This window comes from Ruegeria sp. AH7 (assembly GCF_056541325.1).
Window position 1 is genome coordinate 230,289 of the sequence record NZ_JBQFYF010000003.1, and the last position, 17,938, is coordinate 248,226.

Genomic DNA, 17,938 nt, shown 5'->3' on the forward strand with positions numbered 1-17,938 from the left:
CTATGGCGCTGGTGGTTCATACAGAAGCGCAGCCAAATCCGAATAGCGCGAATGCGGATCGGTCCAGCTCAATATCGCGTCGCGGATGGCCTCGGCGCGATCCGCGCCTACCACAGGCTTAGCGAATTCCATGTATTTCGCAATTACGTCTGATCGCGAAAACGGTGCTTCGGGGCCGCCTCGGGCATGGATATCACCCGAATGAAGAAGTCGCCCATCCATCGTGGTAATCTCAACATCAGCCCAGCGCCCTTTAGGGAAACGCGCGGTGTGCCGCTCAATTTCTGCAACCTGAATACGGGACATGAACTCAGCAACCTCTGGATCAGAAAGGCCGGGCCCCGAGATATGCTCAACACCGATCCGACCATGAAGTGCATAAACGGCCACCGCAAAAGGCAAAGAATACTGCGCTTGAGATGTTGTCAGAGGGATACCTGAATAAAGACAGGCGGCCTGATGAAAACTGTTCACCTTTAGGGTCGCAATTTGACTAGGGCTCAAATCGTGTTCGATCATCACCGCCCGCGTTGCATCGATGGCCGCATGGGCCCATCGGCAGATGGGATAGGGTTTCACATATTGATGCTCGACCTGCCAGAAGGTCCCTAGATCTGACCAATGCGATGCCGCTTCATCGGATTCGATCGTGATGGCCGGGGCTCCGGTAAACCCGCGCTCGGCCAGCACGGCGGCGGACAGACCAACCAATGCACCCCAGCCTGACCCGTCATGCAGCATGGTTGGGTTTGCAATCTCGCGCATCATCTGGCTGCGGGGTCCATGGTATTCGGCGATGCCCATGGCTTGCCGCAGTTGTTCAGCACTTTGCCCCCGCATGCGCGCGGCCATGGCCGCGACACCCAAAGCATTCCACGCGCCCGATGTGTGATAGTCAGTGACGCTGTCATGCAGCGATATTCCGGCCCGACCGGCAATTTCATAGCCTGTGATCACCGCTGCCAAAGCCTCGAGGCCTGACAGATCGGGGCGATGTTCAGCCAAAGCCACCAGAGTGGGCAAAACGACCACGCCAATATGACCCTTGGTAGGGTTATAGCCATCATGGCCGTCCAGATTATCGGTTTGAGTCGCGGCCGCATAAGCCGCACCTGCCAGACTGACCGCGCGGCCATCAAACATCATGCGGGCGCTGAACGCTGGATCAGTGCTGGCATACAATAGGGCCGCGGCATCGCGCGCGATCACGCCCGCCTCCATCGGTCCCGCCGCGATCAGAATGCCCATCGTGTCCAGCATCATCAGCGCCGCAGCCTCTTGCGCGCTGTTCGGCATGTCGGCAGCCGCCCGCATCAGCGCAAAATCGGCAACGCGGGCGAAGCTGTTGGTCACGCCGCGCCCTCCATCACCGGTTGTACATCACGCAGTCGGCGGCCTGCCGGGTCAAACGGGGGCTCTGACAGGATCTTCGCTTTGTGCGGTTTGCCGAGGATGAAAACCTCAACCGTATCGCCTGGCTTGGCCACTTTCGGGTTCGCATAGCCGATCGCCAGCGACTTCCCGACCGAATAGCCGTATGCGCCCGAGGTCACGCGGCCCACCGACGTACCATCCGGGGCGAAGATCGGTTCACCGCCGCTGGCATCTGCATCGGCTGCGTCAACCTCGAAGATCGACAGAACCTCGCGCGCGGCATTGTCCTTGATAGACAGATAGGCGTCTTTGTGCAGGAAATCCTTATCCAGCTTGATCAGACCCGCAAGACCAACCTCTTGCGGCCAGTATTCCTGAGAGTACTCGCGCCCCCAAGAACCATAACCCTTTTCGATCCGCAGCGACCCCAGCGCGCGTCCGCCAACCGGGCCGCCGCCATGGTCCTTAGCGGCCTCTAAAAGCGCTGAATAGAGTCTGATTTGGTCGGATTCGGCGCAATGCAGCTCCCACCCCAGATCGCCGGTAAAGCTGACGCGGATGGCCAGGCAGGTGACACCTGCGACTTCGATGGTTTGTGAGCGCATGAAGCGGAACGCTTCATTCGACAGATCCGCGTTGGTCAGGCGTTGCAGGACATCGCGGGATTTCGGACCGGCCACGTTGAATCCGGCGATCCGGTCAGTTGCGACGTCCAGCGTGGTACCGTCGGGCAGGTCGACCATGTTGAAGAAACGCTGGTGATAGCGCTCGGCCATGCCCGAGCCGATCATCATGTATTCGTCGTCGGCAACCTTGGTGATCGTGAAATCCCCAGCCACGCCACCGCGCACTGAGATCAGAGGTGTCAGGCAAGATCGCCCAATCTCAGTCGGGATGCGGTTGGCGACCAGCCGATCAAGCCAGTCATGGGCACCGGGGCCCTTGATCACATAGTTGGCAAAGTTCGAGATATCGATCACGCCGACCGCGTCCCGCAACATCTGAACCTCGCGCCCCACCGGCTCCCACCAGTTCTGGCGGGTAAATCCGTTGGTTTCGACCGTGCCGGGCTGGTCGGCAAACCAAAGCGGATGTTCCCAGCCGCAGTTCAGGCCAAAAACACACCCCATCGCCTTTTGCATCTCATAGGCCGGGCGCACGCGGGCGGGGCGACCAGCGCTGCGTTCCTCGTTCGGGAAGTGGATGGCGAAACGGTGCGAATACTGATCTTCGACCCGTGCTTTGGTGAACTTCTTGTCGGCCCAATCGCCAAAGCGAGCCAGATCCCAGGCGAACATGTCGTATTGCGGCTCGCCCTCGATCATCCATTGCGCCGCCAACAGGCCCAGCCCGCCGGATTGCGAGAAGCCCGGGATGATACCGGTGCAGCAGAAATAGTTCTTTAGTTCCGGTACCGGTCCCCAGATTGCGTTTGAATCCGGCGACCAGATCATCGGGCCGTTGATGACGCGTTTGACGCCCGCGGTGGCGGCAACCGGCACGCGTTCGGTGGCGCGGATCACGTTCTCCATGATCCGATCCAGATCGTCAGGGAACAGATCATGCGCGAAATCCAGCGGCGTGCCATTTTCGGCCCAAAACCGCATGTCTTTCTCATAAGCCCCGATCAGCAGGCCATTGCCTTCCTGCCGGAAGTAATACTCGCCATCCCGGTCGGCGATTGAGGGCAGACGGCGGCCCATACTGGCCACTTCGTCGATGGATTCCGTGACAAAATACTGGTGCTCGGTCGGTTGCAGCGGCAATTCGATGCCCGCCAAAGCCGCAACCTCACGCCCCCACAGGCCCCCGGCATTGACCACCCATTGCGCGCGGATGTCACCCTTTTTGGTCCTCACGATCCAAGAGCCGTCGGGCTGCTGTTCCGTCCCTATTACGGGGCAAAACCGCTCAATCGTGGCTCCCATGGCACGCGCCCCAGCGGCATAAGCCATGGTCACACCGGACGGATCGACGTTGCCGCCTTCGGGTTCGTACATGATGCAGCGGATATCATCGAACTGCGCCAGCGGATGCAGTTCTTTTGCCTGTTCCCGGCTGATTTCATAGAAGTTCAGACCGTAGAACCGCGCCTTAGCCTCTTGCAAGCGCAACTGATGTTCGCGGTCTTCGGTTTGGGCCAGGTACAGCGAACCCGGTTGAAATACACCGCAACCCTGGCCGGTTTCCTTCTCCAGCTCTTTATACAGATTCATCGTATAGTGCTGGATGCGCGTGACGTTGTTGTTGTCATGCAGCCCGTGGATATTGGCCGCCGCATGCCATGTCGAGCCGGATGTCAGCTCATCCCGCTCCAGCAGAACAACATCTGTCCAGCCAAGCTTGGCCAGATGGTAAAGGATTGAACAACCAACAAGGCCCCCTCCGATAACGACGGCCTGTGCGTGGGTTTTCATGAGATCTCTCCTAAAAAAATCGGGCGCTGCCCGCTCGGCAGGTGTAAACAAGAGTCAGCCATAGGTTGGAATGGGCATATGTTCTGTTCCCGACGCGAAATGTCGGGAACAGGGCTTTCGTAACATGAGTTTAACTCAACCCAATTGAATCCTTTATGATATTTTGAAAGCTTCGAGATTATGTGGAGTAACCCTGTGAACCTTTTGGATACGGGCCTGTCATACAGGGTTGAGTTGGAGGAAAAGCGCCGAACAACACACCAAACCCCACAGAATACTTGAAATAGTTGGTTAATGTTCTATTTATGTTCTACATAGTCAGAGGACAAACCGATGGTCCAGCACATCCGAAATTCGGCTCTGGGTGAGCCAAGCAACGATTATCACCTGCTTCCTGTAACACACCGGCAGATGCGGTACGCCCGTGCGATTGCAGAGCAATCTGCGCTGGAAATCCCCGTGGATGTGCAGCGAGACCGCAAGATGCTGTCGGATTGGATTTCAGCGCACAAGCCCCGCGCGACCTCGCAATTTGACAACTACCCAACAGGCAAGCAGGTCGCCTTTGCCGAGCGTATCTCGCGCAGCAAACGCAGACCTATCCCATCCGAGTGTTTCCATGACAAACGGATGATGTCGCGCTGGATTGACCAGAACAAATAGGCTCTAATCTTGTCTATTTGGGCTGTGGTTGCGTGCATAGATCGCAACCGCGGCCGCCACAAACATACCCAGCAGGATGTAGCCGGTGACCGCTTCGGCCGCAGCAAGTGCGCGGCACAGTCCGACTGGGGACATATCGCCATAGCCGACGGTGGTGAAGGTGACATACGAGAAATACAGGATGTCTGCTGGCCCCTGCGCGCCAATCACACAGTTGTCGTTATAGCCAAAGGCGCCATAGACGGCGGCAAACAGGAATGGCACGACTTGAATGAAGGACACGCCCATCAGCAGCAACAGCCGCCGGGGGGACTTCACCTGGGTCACATAGTACCACGATTGCGAAGCGATCCAGATCAACAGACCCACTGAGGCGAAAGAGCCGATTGTATCGCCAGCGGTCGCATCACTCAGGCGCGACAGGCCATACCACGCCAGAAAACTGGCAATCACCAAACCCAATGCGGCCAGCAGGGTCGATTTCCACTCTTCCAGAGTTTTGGGTTCACGATGCATTGAGGCTCCGTCCCGCAGGTGTGCCCCTGATCATCTGTCGTAAGGGGCGGACCCGCAAGCTGAATTTAGCTCGAACCCAGGTGCTCGAACCCACGTTTGCGTGCCAACAAAATCTGCTTTTGCCGTTCACGAAACCGGGCCTTATCTGCCTCAGTCGTTTCAACGACACAGCGATGACAAGCCACGCCGTGCTCGTATTCAGGGCGTTTCATATCTTCGGGCAGGATCGGGCGGCGGCAGGCATGGCACAGACGGTGCGGCCCCTCAACCAGCCCATGGCCGACCGAAACACGATTGTCGAACACAAAGCATTCGCCCTGCCAGGTGCTGTCTTCGGCAGGCATCTCTTCGAGATAGCGCAGGATGCCGCCTTTCAGGTGATACACATCCTCGACCCCCTGCCCCAGCAGATAGTTGGTGGATTTCTCGCAACGAATGCCGCCGGTGCAAAACATGGCCACGCGCTTGTTGTGAAAGCGGTCCTTGTTTTCCTCCCACCAGACCGGGAAATCCCGGAAACTGGCGGTTTCAGGGTCTATTGCACCCTCAAACGTACCGATCGCCACCTCATAGTCGTTGCGTGTGTCGATCACCACCACATCGTCCGAGCGGATCAGGTCGTTCCATTCCTCCGGCTCAACATAGTTGCCGACACGGGCCCGAGGGTCCACATCCGGTTGGCCCATGGTCACGATCTCTTTCTTCAGCCGCACCTTCATCTTGCCGAATGGCGGATGGTCTGCGGTTGCCTCTTTCCACTCGAGATCCGCACATCCAGGCAGTGCCTTTATATGCCCCAGCACTGCATCAATCCCAGCACGAGGACCCGCGATAGTGCCGTTGATCCCTTCCTGCGCCAGCAGCAGCGTGCCCTTGACCGATTGGGCGCGGCACAGGTCCAGCAACGGATCCCGCAAGGCGGCTTGATCCGGAAAGCGGGTGAAGTGATAGAGAGCAGCGATCGTGTACATGCGCGCGGTCTAAACCTGCAAGCGCAGAGTCGCAAGAGACCGCATTGACGGCCAGCCCCCGCCCGCCTACCGATAAGGCATCAAAGGAGGCCCTCAGATGACCCACGCCCTGATCGTAATCGACGTTCAAAATGATTTCTGCCCCGGGGGTGCGCTGGCCGTTGCAGGCGGGGATCAGATCGTGGCACCGATCAATGCCATAATGGATGATTTCGACGCGGTGATCCTGACGCAAGATTGGCATCCTGCAGGTCATTCCAGCTTTGCCAGTTCGCACCCGGGCAAAGCCCCGTTTGAAATGATCGATATGCCCTATGGCCCGCAGGTCCTGTGGCCCGATCACTGCGTTCAGGGCACGGATGGCGCCGCGTTTCACCCCGGTCTGCGCACCGATGCCGATCTGATCATCCGCAAAGGGTTTCGCAGAGCAATCGACAGCTATTCTGCCTTTTTTGAAAACGACCGTGAGACGCCGACAGGGTTGAAAGGCTATCTTGACACACGTGGGTTGTCGAAGGTCACCTTCGTCGGGTTGGCTACGGATTTCTGCGTTCATTACTCTGCCGTAGATGCCGCGCAGCTGGGGCTGGATGTGACCGTTCGGCTGGATGCCTGTCGCGGGATCGATATGGACGGGTCGATGGCAGCGGCTGAGCAGGCGATGCGGACCGCAGGGGTGGTTCTAATTTAGGGTGTCGAGGTCCCGGTCGCCTCAAGGAACTTGAACAGAACAAACAGAATGACGGCCAGCCCTAGGGCAAAGCCAATGCGGCCCGGCACTGCTCGCCGTCTGGTTCGGTTTGTCGGCATTGGCTCGGGCGCGGGGGCAATCATAACAGGCTGCACGATCCCCTGCACTGGCCGCGCGCGTTTCACATGCGCCAGGAACTGCAAAAGATCGAACTCACCACTGTATTCACCCTGAACGCCCTGGTTTTTGATGTTGGCAAACAGCACTTGCAAAATCTGGTCGCGGTCAGCCTTATCTGCGGGCGAGTATACATCGGGCGCAATTCCGCTGTCATGCGCGGCCAGCTCGAACCCCGCATCCTGAAATATCTTGCGAATCTTGGGCGACGCCCCGCGCAATGCATCAGACGTCTTCACATCCCGAAACATCGCCACCGGGCGAACCCCATCTTTGGTCTCGCCCGAAAGTGTTTCAAATGTTTGATCGTCTGATGCTGTTCTTAAAATATCAAAGTCGTATCGAAGACTCATTCACAACTAACAACCTTATCTTTCCATCCCGCACCCTCACTAATCGGTGATCCAATCAAACAATATGCCCGCTTTGTGGCGTCAAACGGGCATTGTCACCAAATCAGCGACTCTTGCTATTCGTCGTGCCGATTGATCTAACAACGGAAATCGCAGGAGTTCCCCATGGTCGATATTGCGACCCGTGTTTACAATCACAAATGGAAAATCGATCCGATTGTGCGGTCTTTGATCGATACGGATTTCTACAAACTGCTGATGTGCCAGTCAGTGTTTCGTAACAAGCCTCAAACAAATGTCGAGTTTTCACTGATAAACCGCTCGAATCACGTGCCATTGGCGCGCCTGATCGACGAAGGCGAACTGCGCGAACAGCTGGACCACATCCGCTCGCTCAGCCTCAGCCGAGGGGAAAGCACCTGGCTGCGGGGCAACATGTTTTACGGCAAACGGCAGATGTTCCGCTCGGACTTCATGGAGTGGTTCGAAAACATGCGTTTGCCGCCCTACCACCTGGAGCGTAAGGGCGACCAATACGAACTGACTTTTGAAGGAAAATGGCATGAGGTCATGCTGTGGGAAATCCCTGCTTTGGCCGTGCTGATGGAACTGCGATCCCGCGCGGTATTGAACCACATGCGCCGGTTCGAGTTGCAGGTTCTTTATGCCCGCGCCATGACCCGGGTGTGGGAGAAGATTGAACAGCTCAGCACCATTCAAGGCCTTGGGATCGCGGATTTCGGAACCCGTCGGCGGCACTCGTTCCTCTGGCAAGACTGGTGTGTTCAGGCGATGATCGAAGGATTGGGCCCGGCTTTCACCGGCACCTCGAACTGCCTGATCGCCATGCGGCGCGAGGTCGAGGCCATCGGTACCAACGCCCACGAATTGCCAATGGTCTATTCCGCTTTGGCCGATACGGATGAGGCGCTGGCTCAGGCCCCCTATGACGTTCTCAGCGACTGGCATGAAGAACATGACGGCAATCTGCGCATCATTCTGCCAGACACCTACGGCACTAAGGGATTTCTGGACCGCGCGCCCGATTGGCTGGCGGGCTGGACTGGGATTCGTATCGACAGTGGCGACCCTGCTGAAGGGGCCGAAGTGGCCATCGACTGGTGGAAGTCCCGTGGAGAAGACCCAACGCAGAAACGGATCATCTTTTCCGACGGGCTGGACGTCGACAAAATCAAGGAACTGCACGCGCAGTTTGTCGGGCGCACCAACATCTCATTTGGGTGGGGCACCTTGTTGACCAATGATTTCCGCAGGCTTGTGCCGAACGACGCTCTCGCGCCGTTCTCGCTGGTTTGTAAGGCGGTGTCGGCCAATGGGCGGCCAACGGTCAAGCTGTCGGACAACCCGGAAAAAGCGATGGGTCCAGCCGATCAGATCGACCGATACAAGCGGGTGTTTGGTGTCGGTGCTCAGAAGGCAATTGAGGTGATTGTTTAGCCGTGAAACGCCGCCACCGTCTTGAGTTGTGAAAAGCCATACAGCGCCTCGAACCCTTTTTCGCGGCCGTGTCCGGATTTTCCGACCCCTCCAAACGGAAGCTCCACGCCGCCGCCCGCACCGAAATTGTTGATGAACACCTGACCCGAGCGCAGGCGCTTCGCCAACCGCATCTGCCGCCCGCCATCGCGGGTCCAGATGCTGGCGACAAGGCCATAATCGGTACTATTTGCTATAGTTAGAGCCTGTTCTTCGGTTTCAAACGGGATCAGAACTTGAACTGGACCAAAAATCTCATCCTGCGCCAGAACGTGATCAGCGGGCACGTCAGCGAACAAAGTTGGTTGGACATAGGCACCTGTCTCTGGCGCATCCGGAGTGATCTGCCCTCGCGCGGCTATGGTCAAATCCTCTCCCTTCGCTAGAAATCCCGAGACGATGGATTTCTGCCGATCCGAGATCAACGGACCCACCCGCAGGTCCTCCATTGCTGGCCCAACAGTCAAATGGCCATAAGCCTCAGTCATCCGCGCCTTGACCTGATCATAGACCCCACGCTGCACCAAAATGCGGGACGAGGCCGAGCAGGTTTGCCCGGCATTCTGAATGCCTGCATTGACCAGAAACGGTAGGGCTGCGTCCAAATCGGCGTCATCAAACACCAGTTGCGGAGATTTTCCGCCAAGCTCCAGCGTCACAGGAACCACGTTACGCCCCGCTGCCTGCTGCACCAAAGCCCCGGTCGCAACCGATCCGGTGAACGAGATATGATTGACGCGCGGATGCCCGGACAGCGCGGCCCCAGCCTCGGCACCCAAACCGGGCACAACATTCAGCGCGCCAACCGGTAACCCGGCCTCGGTCGCTAGATGGGCAAAGGCCAGCGCGGTCAGACACGCCTCTTCCGCCGGTTTCAGCACGCAGGCATTGCCCATGGCCAGCGCGGCCCCGACCGAGCGGCCAATGATCTGCATCGGGTAGTTCCACGGCACGATATGGCCCGTCACGCCATGCGGCTCGCGCAGCGTGTAGACGGTGTAGCCATCCAGATACGGGATGGTCTCGCCCATCACCTTGTCCGCCGCGCCACCGTAGAACTCACAATACCGCGCCAGGGCCACGGCATCCGCCCTTGCCTGCGTCAGCGGTTTGCCAACGTCCTTGGCCTCCAAGACGGCCAGATCCTCGACACGGTCCAGAACCAACCGACCTAAACGACTTAGAATGCGCCCACGCTCGAATGCAGGCATTCGGCCCCATTCACCATCTAGTGCGGCGCGGGCTGCCACGACAGCAGCGTCGATATCCGATGCTCCACCGCGCGCGATCTGGCAGATCTCAGAACCATCGGACGGGTTGACCAAGGGCAACGATTGAGCTGTGACCGGCGATTGCCACGCACCCCCGATCAAACAGAGGCTGGGATCAAACCATATCGCATTGGTCATATCTAACTCCTATTTCGGCTCTAACACGAGGAAAATCACGCAGCACCCACTCCGATCTCCGGCAGTTGCGGCGCTGCTGAAATCAGTTTCTGCGTGTACGGATGGCGCGGATTGGTGAAAACCTGCTCGGTCTCGCCCTGTTCAACGATCTTCCCGGCCTGCATGACCATCACCCTGTCCGTAATCGTGCGCACAACACTCAGATCGTGGCTGATGAACAGATAAGTCAGATCATAGGCGTCACATAGTTCAGCCAGCAGGTCTAGAATCTGCGCCCGGACCGAGACGTCGAGGGCCGAGACCGCCTCGTCAAACAGGATCAGTTCCGGGCGGATGATCAGCGCGCGGGCAATTGCAATGCGCTGCCTTTGACCACCCGAAAATTCGTGGATGTACTTGTCCGCATCCTCTGGGCGCAGCCCGACGGCGATCAGCATTTCGGCAATGCGATCCTGCCGCTCGCCTCCAGTCAGAGGGATTTCGAGTAAATGAAATGGTTCGGTAATAAGGCGTGCAACCCGGTGGCGCGGGTTGAAACTGCCATAAGGGTCTTGAAACACCACCTGCATCTTGCGCCGCACGGCCGGATTCGGCTTGTGACCGGAGAACACCGGCTGACCATCCAACCGGATGTTACCGGATTGAACCTCTTCCAATCCCAAAATCGCCCGTGTTAGGGTCGATTTTCCACATCCGGACTCCCCTACCAGACCCAGCCGCTCACCCCGGTTGAGGGTGAAGCTGACCTGATCCACGGCACGGGTATAGCCGGGCGCATCGAACAGGCCCTTGCGGGGCAGGCGATAGTCACGGACCACTTGCGTGATCTCTAGCAACGGTTGTGGTTGTTTTGCATCAGGCAAAGCCACCTGATGGTTCGACGCCTCAAACAGCATCCGGGTATAGGGGTGCTGCATGTTGCGCAGAAGATGGTCCGTTGCACCGCTTTCGACAACTTCGCCATGGCGCATCACGACGATCTGATCCGCCATATCAGCGACAACAGCCAGATCATGAGTGATCATCAGCAGGCCCATCCCGTATTCTGTCACCAAGCCCTTGAGCAGGTCCAGAATCTGCGCCTGAGTGGTCACATCCAGCGCCGTTGTCGGTTCATCCGCGATCAGCAGTTTAGGGCGCAAAGCAATCGCCATGGCAATGACCACGCGCTGTCGCTGACCACCGGACAATTCATGCGGATAGCGGGACAGAGGGAAGCGATCAGAAGGCAGCCCAACTCGGGCCAATACCTCTTCCGCCCGCTCCCGCGCCTGCGCAGGAGGCATCGCCTTGTGGATCAGGATCGTCTCCATCACCTGATCGCCGATGGTCTTGACCGGGTTCAGCGCAGTCATAGGCTCTTGAAACACCATCCCGATCGAAGCACCGCGCAATGCGCACATCTCTGCCTCGGGCCGGTTCAGGATTTCCTGCCCGTCCAGCAGGATCGAGCCATCACTTTCCGTCCCATCGGGCAACAACTGCATCACGGCCAGCGCGGTCATCGATTTACCCGAGCCGCTTTCCCCGGTTACAGCAACGATCTGCCCCGGTGCAATCGACAAGCTGACCTGTTTCAAAATCTCGCCTCCGTGAATGCCGAGCGACAGGTTCTCGATCCGCAGCAAACTCATGCCCGCGCCACCCGGATTCGGGGGTCCAGCCAGTCGCGCAGACCATCACCCAGCAGGTTCAGGCCCAATACCGTCACGATGATCGCCAGACCCGGAATCAGAGCCAAATGTGGGGCAAAACTGACCATCGTCTGCGCATCGGCCAGCATCCGACCCCAGCTTGGCGTGGGTGGTTGCGCCCCGAGACCGACGTAACTCAAGCCCGCCTCGGCCAGAATGCCCAGGCTGAATTGAATGGTGCCCTGCACGATCAGCAGATTGGCCACGTTGGGCAGGATATGCTCCGCCGAAATCCGCGCCGCGCCCTTGCCCGAGACACGGGCGGCGAGGATGAACTCACGCTCCCACAGGGACAGGGCCGCCCCTCGGGTGATGCGGGCAAAGACGGGGATGTTGAAAATGCCGATGGCGATGATCGCATTGATCGCGCCCGCACCGAACACGGCGGTGATCAGGATGGCGATGACCAGCGAAGGGAAGGCAAAGACCAGATCATTGCCGCGCATGATGACCTCATCCAGCCACGAGCCTTTGCGCGCGGCCGCCGCCAGGCCCAGCGGCACACCTAAGCCGATGCCGATCCCCACCGCGACCAGAGCCACCGCAATCGACGTCCGTGCGCCGACCATGATCATCGAAAACATGTCGCGCCCGAAATGATCGGTGCCGAACCAGTGCTGTGCGTTGGGTGGCTGCAGTTTCGCGGGAATGTCCAGCGCGGCATGGTCATAGGGCGTCCAGACAAACGAGATCAGCGCCGCCAGCAGGACCAGCGAGGACAGCACCGCGCCTAGGATCAGGTTGCGGCTCATGCCCGGCTCCTAAGCCTGGGATCGACGGCAGCATAGGCCAAATCGACAAGGAAGTTCACGGTGATGACAGCGAAGACCAGCAGCATGACAACTGATTCCACCACGATCAGATCGCGGGCCGAGATCGCCTGAAATACCAACCGCCCGAGGCCGGGCAGGTAGAACACCTGCTCGATGATGATTGATCCGGCCAGCAAGAAAGAGAACTGCAAACCTATAATGGTCAGCACCGGGATCAGCGCGTTTCGAACCCCATGTCGCCACAGCGCCTGACGGCGGGACAAACCCTTGGCGCGGGCGGTTCGCATGAAATCTTCGCCCAGAATGTCGAGCAGCGATGACCGCATCACCCGCGCCAGAATGGCCGCTTGTGGCAAGGCCAGGGCGATCGCGGGCAGTGTCAGCGAGTGTGTCCCGGTCCAGAATCCGTTGTCCCAGCCAGCAAACCCTCCGGCATTGAACCAGCGCAGGTTAATGGCAAAGATCAGGACCAGCATCATCGCAAACCAGAAATTCGGCACCGCGATGCCTAGCTGTGTTGCTCCCATCACCGTCAGATCACCCGGTTTACCGCGGCGCGCAGCGGCATAGATGCCTGCGGGAAAGGCGATCAGGGTCGACAAGCTCAGTGCATAAAGCGCCAGTGGCAAAGACACCCACAGCCGATCCGCGATCATCTGTGAAACAGGCGTGCGATAAGTGTACGAGGTCCCGAAATCCCCCACCAGCATACCGCCCACCCAGTTGAAGTACCGCTGGGTTTTGGACACGTCCAAGCCCAACTCGGCCCGCAGCGCAGCCAATGTGTCGGGCTGCGCATTGACCCCCAACATGAACGAGGCCGGATCACCCGGCGCCACCTCGATCACCGCAAAGATGACGACCGAGGCTATGGCAAGGCTGATCACAAGTGAGAGCAGTCGTTTGAGCGCATAACGTAGCATTGGGGGCAGGTTAAGTGCGCGCCCTGCCCGGGTCCAGCGGCTAGTTATACTTACGCTGCTCTTGCCGAACCAGATCGACGGCGCAGGCCGAAAGCTCTTGCGCAGGGTCCGATTCAGCCAGCGTTTCCAGATTGGTTTCGGTACGTGCCAAAGCCGCCCGACGTAACACCATCAACCGGGCACGCGGGCTGTCCAGAAACTGCGATTGCGAGATCACGGTCTCAAGGGGGCTGTCCATGCGAATGACCTCGAAATACCCACCCAGAAGCGAGAGGAAGGCAAAGGAACAAGCCGCAGCCTCTGCCGAACAATGCGTGTTGCACAGATGCGCGATGGGTCGCGTCGCCTCGGCTGTCATCAGCCAATTCTCCACGGCGGGCCGCCACGGGTTGCCCGGTGACAGATCGCCATAACCCAGTCCCAACGCCAAAACACCAGCCATACCAAGCGCCTGCTCCGAATTTGCCGAAACCAGGTCGGGCTGAATATGACGCAGCGCAGCCAAGCCGTCCCCGCGCGGCTCGGGACTGTCCGAAAGATAGGCCAGATAGGGCTGCAGATCGTCCATGGTCCCGTCATAGGCGCGCAACTCATGCCGCATCGCCTGGCTGCCGTACAACGCAACGATCCGCGTTGGGTAATCTGTGGCTTGATGTTCACCAAGATCGTTGAGGCGCTTCACCTGTTCGGGATCAGGCTGAGGCTGCCTGGATCGCAGCAAGGCCTGCGCCAGTGCATTTCCCTCGGCGGCCTCGAGGGTCAGCCAGGATGTGCCGAAATTGCTATTGTCGTTGCGCCGGAACAGGGCGCGGGATTGGGCAGGCTCAAGGCTTTGTCGAAACGGGGACGGTCCAAGATCCGTGGTTTCGATCCGGCCCAGCAACAAACGCGCATCCGAATTGCCAGACGCCGCCAGCGCGGCCAGCATTGGGAGCGCCTTGGCATCATCACCGCCCAGCCACAAGGCTATTGCCGCATCCAAAGAAGTCTCTGCCGATGCGGATGGCGCAACACAAAGCTGCACCAGGACCATCACGGCAAGGAAAGAGCGTTTGATCATAGGCCTTCCCTTAGGCTGAACGCTACTCCGCCCAGCTAATCGCCGTCAGATCAATGGCCGCTGTCGGCGCGTTCTGCCACAGCCCTTGTACGCCTGCCTTGGCCACACCCAGTTTGGCCAGCTGGAACAGGTACCCGTTGACATAGTCGTTGGAAATCAGGCGCTGTGCTTCTCCCATCAACCGGGCCCGTTCCTCGGGGTCAGTGGTGGTGTTCAGCAGCTCCATCAGGGCCTGAAAATCCGTACTGTCATATTGGAAGTAATAATCGGGCCGCGCATAGATGCCGATATCCATCGGCTCGGTATGGCTGACGATGGTCAGGCCGAAATCCTTGCCCTTAAATACCGATTCCAGCCATTGCGCCCATTCTACGTTGATGATCTCGGCGGTGATCCCAACCTCGGCCAATTGAGCGGCGATGATCTCTCCACCCCGGCGGGCATAGGAGGGCGGCGGCAGGTGCAGCGTAGTCTCAAAGCCTTCGGCAAAACCGGCCTCAGCCAGCATAGCCTTGGCTTTTTCCGGGTCATAGGCAGATTGGCCGGTTAGATCGACATAGGCCGGGTTATGCGGCGCGAAATGGGTTCCGATCGGCGTGCCGTAGCCAAACATCGCTCCGTCAATGATGGCCTGACGGTCAATCGCATGAGCCAGAGCCTGCCGGACGCGGATATCATCAAACGGCGCTTGCTTGTTGTTGGTCGACAGGATCGTTTCGCCTTCGGTCGAGCCAACAAGAACCTGGAATCGTGGATCAGCCTCGAACTGAGGCAGGTTCTCGGGCGCGGGGAAATTGTCGAACACATCCACATCTTCGGCCATCATGGCAGCAAAAGCGGCGGTCGGGTCCGAGATGAATTTGAACGTCGCGCTCTCTAACGCAGGCTGATCACCCCAATAGTCGGGATTGCGGTTCAATGTGATACTGTCGCCCTGCACCCATTCGCCAAAGGTAAAGGCTCCGGTCCCTACTGGGTTTGTCTTGATATCATCGATGCTCTCAGAGGCCACGATCACCGCATCACCCCAGGCCATGTTGAACAGGAAGTTACCGTTTGGTTCGGACAGGGTCACCTTGACGGTCAGCGGATCGACGGCCTCGACGTTTTCAATTCCGGCAAAAAGGGCCTTCTGCGCGTTGGCGCTGTCTTCTGCCATTGCGCGATCAAGGCTGAATTTGACATCCTCAGCATCCATCGCGCTGCCGTCATGGAAGGTCACTCCATCGCGCAGCTTGAAGGTATAAACGGTGCCGTCATCCGAGATTTCCCAGCTTTCCGCCAGCCCCGGTACAACCGAACCATCGCCCATGAAACGGGTCAGGCCTTCGAAGATGTTGGTGTAGACCACCGAATCGATGGCCTGGGCAGCCGCGCTGGTCGGATCCAGATGAGGCGGCTCTAACTGCATGGCGATTGTAATGTCCGATTGGGCCATCGCTTGTGTTGCCAGCAATCCGGCGCTTAGCGCCAGCACCGATCCGAAGGTTCGAAACACCTGCTTAGTCATGGAAACTCTCCCCGTTGAAGTCAACGCAGCCGCGTGTTTGCGGGCTTTTCTGGGCCCAGTGTTCCTTTAAACCTAAGGTCATTCAAGGAAATGTTCGCGCAACCGGGGTTTCGTGGGCCCTGCTCGATCTGTTATGCCGCACTGCAACATGAACACCGCAAGGAGCGAACATGAGCGCCACCGCCCGGAAAAAAGCCCCAAACGCCGAAGATATTCGCGCCTGGAAGGGAGGCGAACCGCTGGTCAGTCTGACCGCCTATACCACCCCGATGGCGCGTTTGATGGACACCCATTGCGACTTTGTGCTGGTGGGTGACAGCGTTGGCATGGTGCTGCACGGGTTGGAATCGACCCTTGGCGTTACGATGGAGATGATGATCCTGCACGGGCAGGCCGTCGCGCGCGGCTTGAACAGCGCGATGATGGTCATCGACATGCCTTTTGGCAGTTACGAGCATTCACCCGCTGATGCTTTTCGCAATGCCGCCCGTCTGATGGCGGAGACCGGTGCGGGGGCTATTAAGCTGGAAGGTGGGGTCGAGATGGCCGAGACCATCCGCTTTCTGGTCAAGCGTGGCATTCCGGTGATGGCCCATATCGGCCTGACGCCGCAATCGATCAACACGCTGGGCGGGTACAAGGTTCAGGGCCGGGATGACCAAGCACATGCTGTGCTGGCCGATGCCCATGCGGTGGCCGAGGCGGGCGCGTTTTCCGTCGTGTTAGAGAAAGTTCCGCAAAATCTGGCCGATCAGATCACCAACGAAGTAGCGATCCCGACCATCGGCATCGGAGCCTCTGCCGGATGCGACGGGCAAATCCTTGTGGTTGACGATATGGTGGGCTTTTTCACGGCGTTCAAACCGAAATTCGTCAAACGCTATGCCGAACTGGGCCCGTTGGCCGAAGCCGCGATAGTCGAATACGCCGCCGAGGTGCGCGCGCGCAGTTTCCCGGCGGATGAACATGTCTTTGCCGATCAGGCCCCTGCCAAAGGGCCAAAGGGATGACCGCACCGATCCTGCGTCGGTTGTCTGATCTGCGCTCATTGACAACCGAATGGCACCGCAAGGGCGAATCCATCAGCGTTGTGCCTACCATGGGCGCGCTACATCAGGGGCATCTGTCACTGGTTCAGGCCGCCAAGGCAGGCACGGACCGTGTGATCGTCACGATCTTTGTGAACCCCAAACAATTCAACAACCACGAAGATCTGGCCAATTATCCACGTACCGAGAACGAAGATGCGCAAAAGCTGCTCCCTTACCGTGTTGATGCGATCTATGTGCCCGATCCTGATGAAATCTACCCGGCAGGCTTTTCAACCACTGTGACCGTCGGCGGCCTCACTGATATGATGGAGGGTCCCTTCCGCCCCGGCCATTTCGACGGCGTCGCCACAGTGGTCGCCAAACTTTTCCTGCAAACGCAGGCGGATAAAGCCTATTTCGGCGAAAAAGATTATCAGCAACTGCTTGTCGTCCGCCGTATGGCCCGTGATCTGGACATCCCCGTTGAAGTTGTGGGCTGCCCTACGGTCCGCGAGCCCTCGGGTTTGGCCTTGTCATCGCGCAACCTGCGGCTGTCGACCAAAGGGCTAGAGATCGCAGCGCGAAAGAACACGCTTATGCAAGCGATGGCCAAAGAACTCGCCGGCGGCGCACCGTTCGAGCCACTTGCAGAGCAAGCTAGCGATGACCTGCTGGCCGCGGGGTTCACCGAGGTGGAATACATCGATCTGCGTTGTGCCGAAACGCTTGAGCCCCTGCCCAACGCATCACGCCCGGCCCGGCTGTTCATCACCGCATGGGCTGATGGTGTGCGCCTGATCGACAATATCGCTGTTCCACCTGCGGCCTGATTTCTGCTCTGGCCCCTGCGCGAGTGTTTGCGCTAAAGTCCCGCAAAAC

16 protein-coding genes are annotated in these 17,938 nt (G+C 58.6%); 5 read left to right on the top strand and 11 right to left on the bottom strand.

The features are described 5' to 3' along the window. Positions 1 to 1,353 (bottom strand): MmgE/PrpD family protein, encoded by a 1,353-nt coding sequence (locus tag ACR0JX_RS09405; RefSeq protein ID WP_480543418.1) that lies wholly within the window; start codon positions 1,351 to 1,353, stop codon positions 1 to 3. After that, complete coding sequence (locus tag ACR0JX_RS09410; protein ID WP_480543420.1) at positions 1,350 to 3,791, bottom strand: GcvT family protein; 2,442 nt, start codon at positions 3,789 to 3,791, stop codon at positions 1,350 to 1,352. Before ACR0JX_RS09410 ends, ACR0JX_RS09405 begins: the two co-directional genes overlap by 4 nt. A gap of 333 nt (positions 3,792 to 4,124) precedes the next feature. Here ACR0JX_RS09410 and ACR0JX_RS09415 point away from each other — a divergent pair, with 333 nt between their 5' ends. Then, positions 4,125 to 4,454, top strand: coding sequence for a hypothetical protein (locus tag ACR0JX_RS09415; RefSeq protein ID WP_480543422.1), 330 nt, complete (start codon positions 4,125 to 4,127; stop codon positions 4,452 to 4,454). A gap of 3 nt (positions 4,455 to 4,457) precedes the next feature. On the opposite strand, the gene ACR0JX_RS09420 is transcribed toward ACR0JX_RS09415, so the two are convergent. Next, a complete protein-coding gene (locus ACR0JX_RS09420) occupies positions 4,458 to 4,970 on the bottom strand; it encodes a potassium channel family protein (RefSeq protein WP_480543424.1) in 513 nt (170 codons plus the stop codon). 65 nt (positions 4,971 to 5,035) lie between these two features. After that, positions 5,036 to 5,941, bottom strand: coding sequence for an oxygen-dependent tRNA uridine(34) hydroxylase TrhO (gene trhO / locus ACR0JX_RS09425; protein WP_480543426.1), 906 nt, complete (start codon positions 5,939 to 5,941; stop codon positions 5,036 to 5,038). 97 nt (positions 5,942 to 6,038) lie between these two features. On the opposite strand from trhO, the gene pncA reads away from it, so the two are divergent. Continuing rightward, entirely contained in the window at positions 6,039 to 6,632 is a 594-nt protein-coding gene (gene pncA, locus ACR0JX_RS09430; protein ID WP_480543428.1) for a bifunctional nicotinamidase/pyrazinamidase, read from the top strand. On the opposite strand, the gene ACR0JX_RS09435 is transcribed toward pncA, so the two are convergent. Next, positions 6,629 to 7,162, bottom strand: coding sequence for a hypothetical protein (locus ACR0JX_RS09435; RefSeq protein ID WP_480543430.1), 534 nt, complete (start codon positions 7,160 to 7,162; stop codon positions 6,629 to 6,631). The genes pncA and ACR0JX_RS09435 overlap by 4 nt on opposite strands. Before the next feature lie 165 nt (positions 7,163 to 7,327). Here ACR0JX_RS09435 and pncB point away from each other — a divergent pair, with 165 nt between their 5' ends. Beyond that, the gene (pncB, locus tag ACR0JX_RS09440) at positions 7,328 to 8,620 is read left to right on the top strand and encodes a nicotinate phosphoribosyltransferase (RefSeq protein WP_480543432.1); all 1,293 of its coding nucleotides are present in this window, start codon (positions 7,328 to 7,330) and stop codon (positions 8,618 to 8,620) included. Here the strand turns inward: pncB and ACR0JX_RS09445 are convergent. Genes ACR0JX_RS09445 through ACR0JX_RS09470 form a run of 6 tightly spaced genes read right to left on the bottom strand, consistent with a single transcriptional unit; the run spans position 8,617 to position 16,028 of the window. Next, positions 8,617 to 10,068 (bottom strand): aldehyde dehydrogenase family protein, encoded by a 1,452-nt coding sequence (locus ACR0JX_RS09445; RefSeq protein ID WP_480543434.1) that lies wholly within the window; start codon positions 10,066 to 10,068, stop codon positions 8,617 to 8,619. The two genes, pncB and ACR0JX_RS09445, sit on opposite strands and share 4 nt — an antisense overlap. Before the next feature lie 35 nt (positions 10,069 to 10,103). Beyond that, a complete protein-coding gene (locus tag ACR0JX_RS09450) occupies positions 10,104 to 11,702 on the bottom strand; it encodes an ABC transporter ATP-binding protein (protein WP_480543436.1) in 1,599 nt (532 codons plus the stop codon). After that, positions 11,699 to 12,514 carry an ABC transporter permease gene (locus ACR0JX_RS09455; protein WP_480543439.1) on the bottom strand — a complete coding sequence of 272 codons (816 nt, stop codon included), beginning with the start codon at positions 12,512 to 12,514 and terminating at the stop codon, positions 11,699 to 11,701. The genes ACR0JX_RS09450 and ACR0JX_RS09455 overlap by 4 nt, the downstream gene beginning before the upstream one ends. Then, on the bottom strand, positions 12,511 to 13,458 hold the full coding sequence (locus ACR0JX_RS09460; RefSeq protein WP_480543441.1) for an ABC transporter permease: 948 nt from the start codon (positions 13,456 to 13,458) through the stop codon (positions 12,511 to 12,513). The genes ACR0JX_RS09455 and ACR0JX_RS09460 overlap by 4 nt, the downstream gene beginning before the upstream one ends. Before the next feature lie 40 nt (positions 13,459 to 13,498). Then, complete coding sequence (locus tag ACR0JX_RS09465; RefSeq protein ID WP_480543443.1) at positions 13,499 to 14,518, bottom strand: hypothetical protein; 1,020 nt, start codon at positions 14,516 to 14,518, stop codon at positions 13,499 to 13,501. Positions 14,519 to 14,540: 22 nt separating this feature from the next. Beyond that, positions 14,541 to 16,028: an ABC transporter substrate-binding protein gene (locus ACR0JX_RS09470; protein WP_480543445.1), complete on the bottom strand. Its 1,488-nt coding sequence runs from the start codon at positions 16,026 to 16,028 to the stop codon at positions 14,541 to 14,543. Positions 16,029 to 16,198: 170 nt separating this feature from the next. Between ACR0JX_RS09470 and panB the strand changes: the two genes are divergently transcribed. Together panB and panC are read left to right on the top strand one after the other, a co-directional pair. Further along, entirely contained in the window at positions 16,199 to 17,038 is an 840-nt protein-coding gene (gene panB, locus ACR0JX_RS09475; protein ID WP_480543447.1) for a 3-methyl-2-oxobutanoate hydroxymethyltransferase, read from the top strand. Further along, positions 17,035 to 17,889 carry a pantoate--beta-alanine ligase gene (gene panC / locus ACR0JX_RS09480; protein WP_480543449.1) on the top strand — a complete coding sequence of 285 codons (855 nt, stop codon included), beginning with the start codon at positions 17,035 to 17,037 and terminating at the stop codon, positions 17,887 to 17,889. Before panB ends, panC begins: the two co-directional genes overlap by 4 nt. The last annotated feature ends 49 nt before the right edge of the window (positions 17,890 to 17,938 follow it).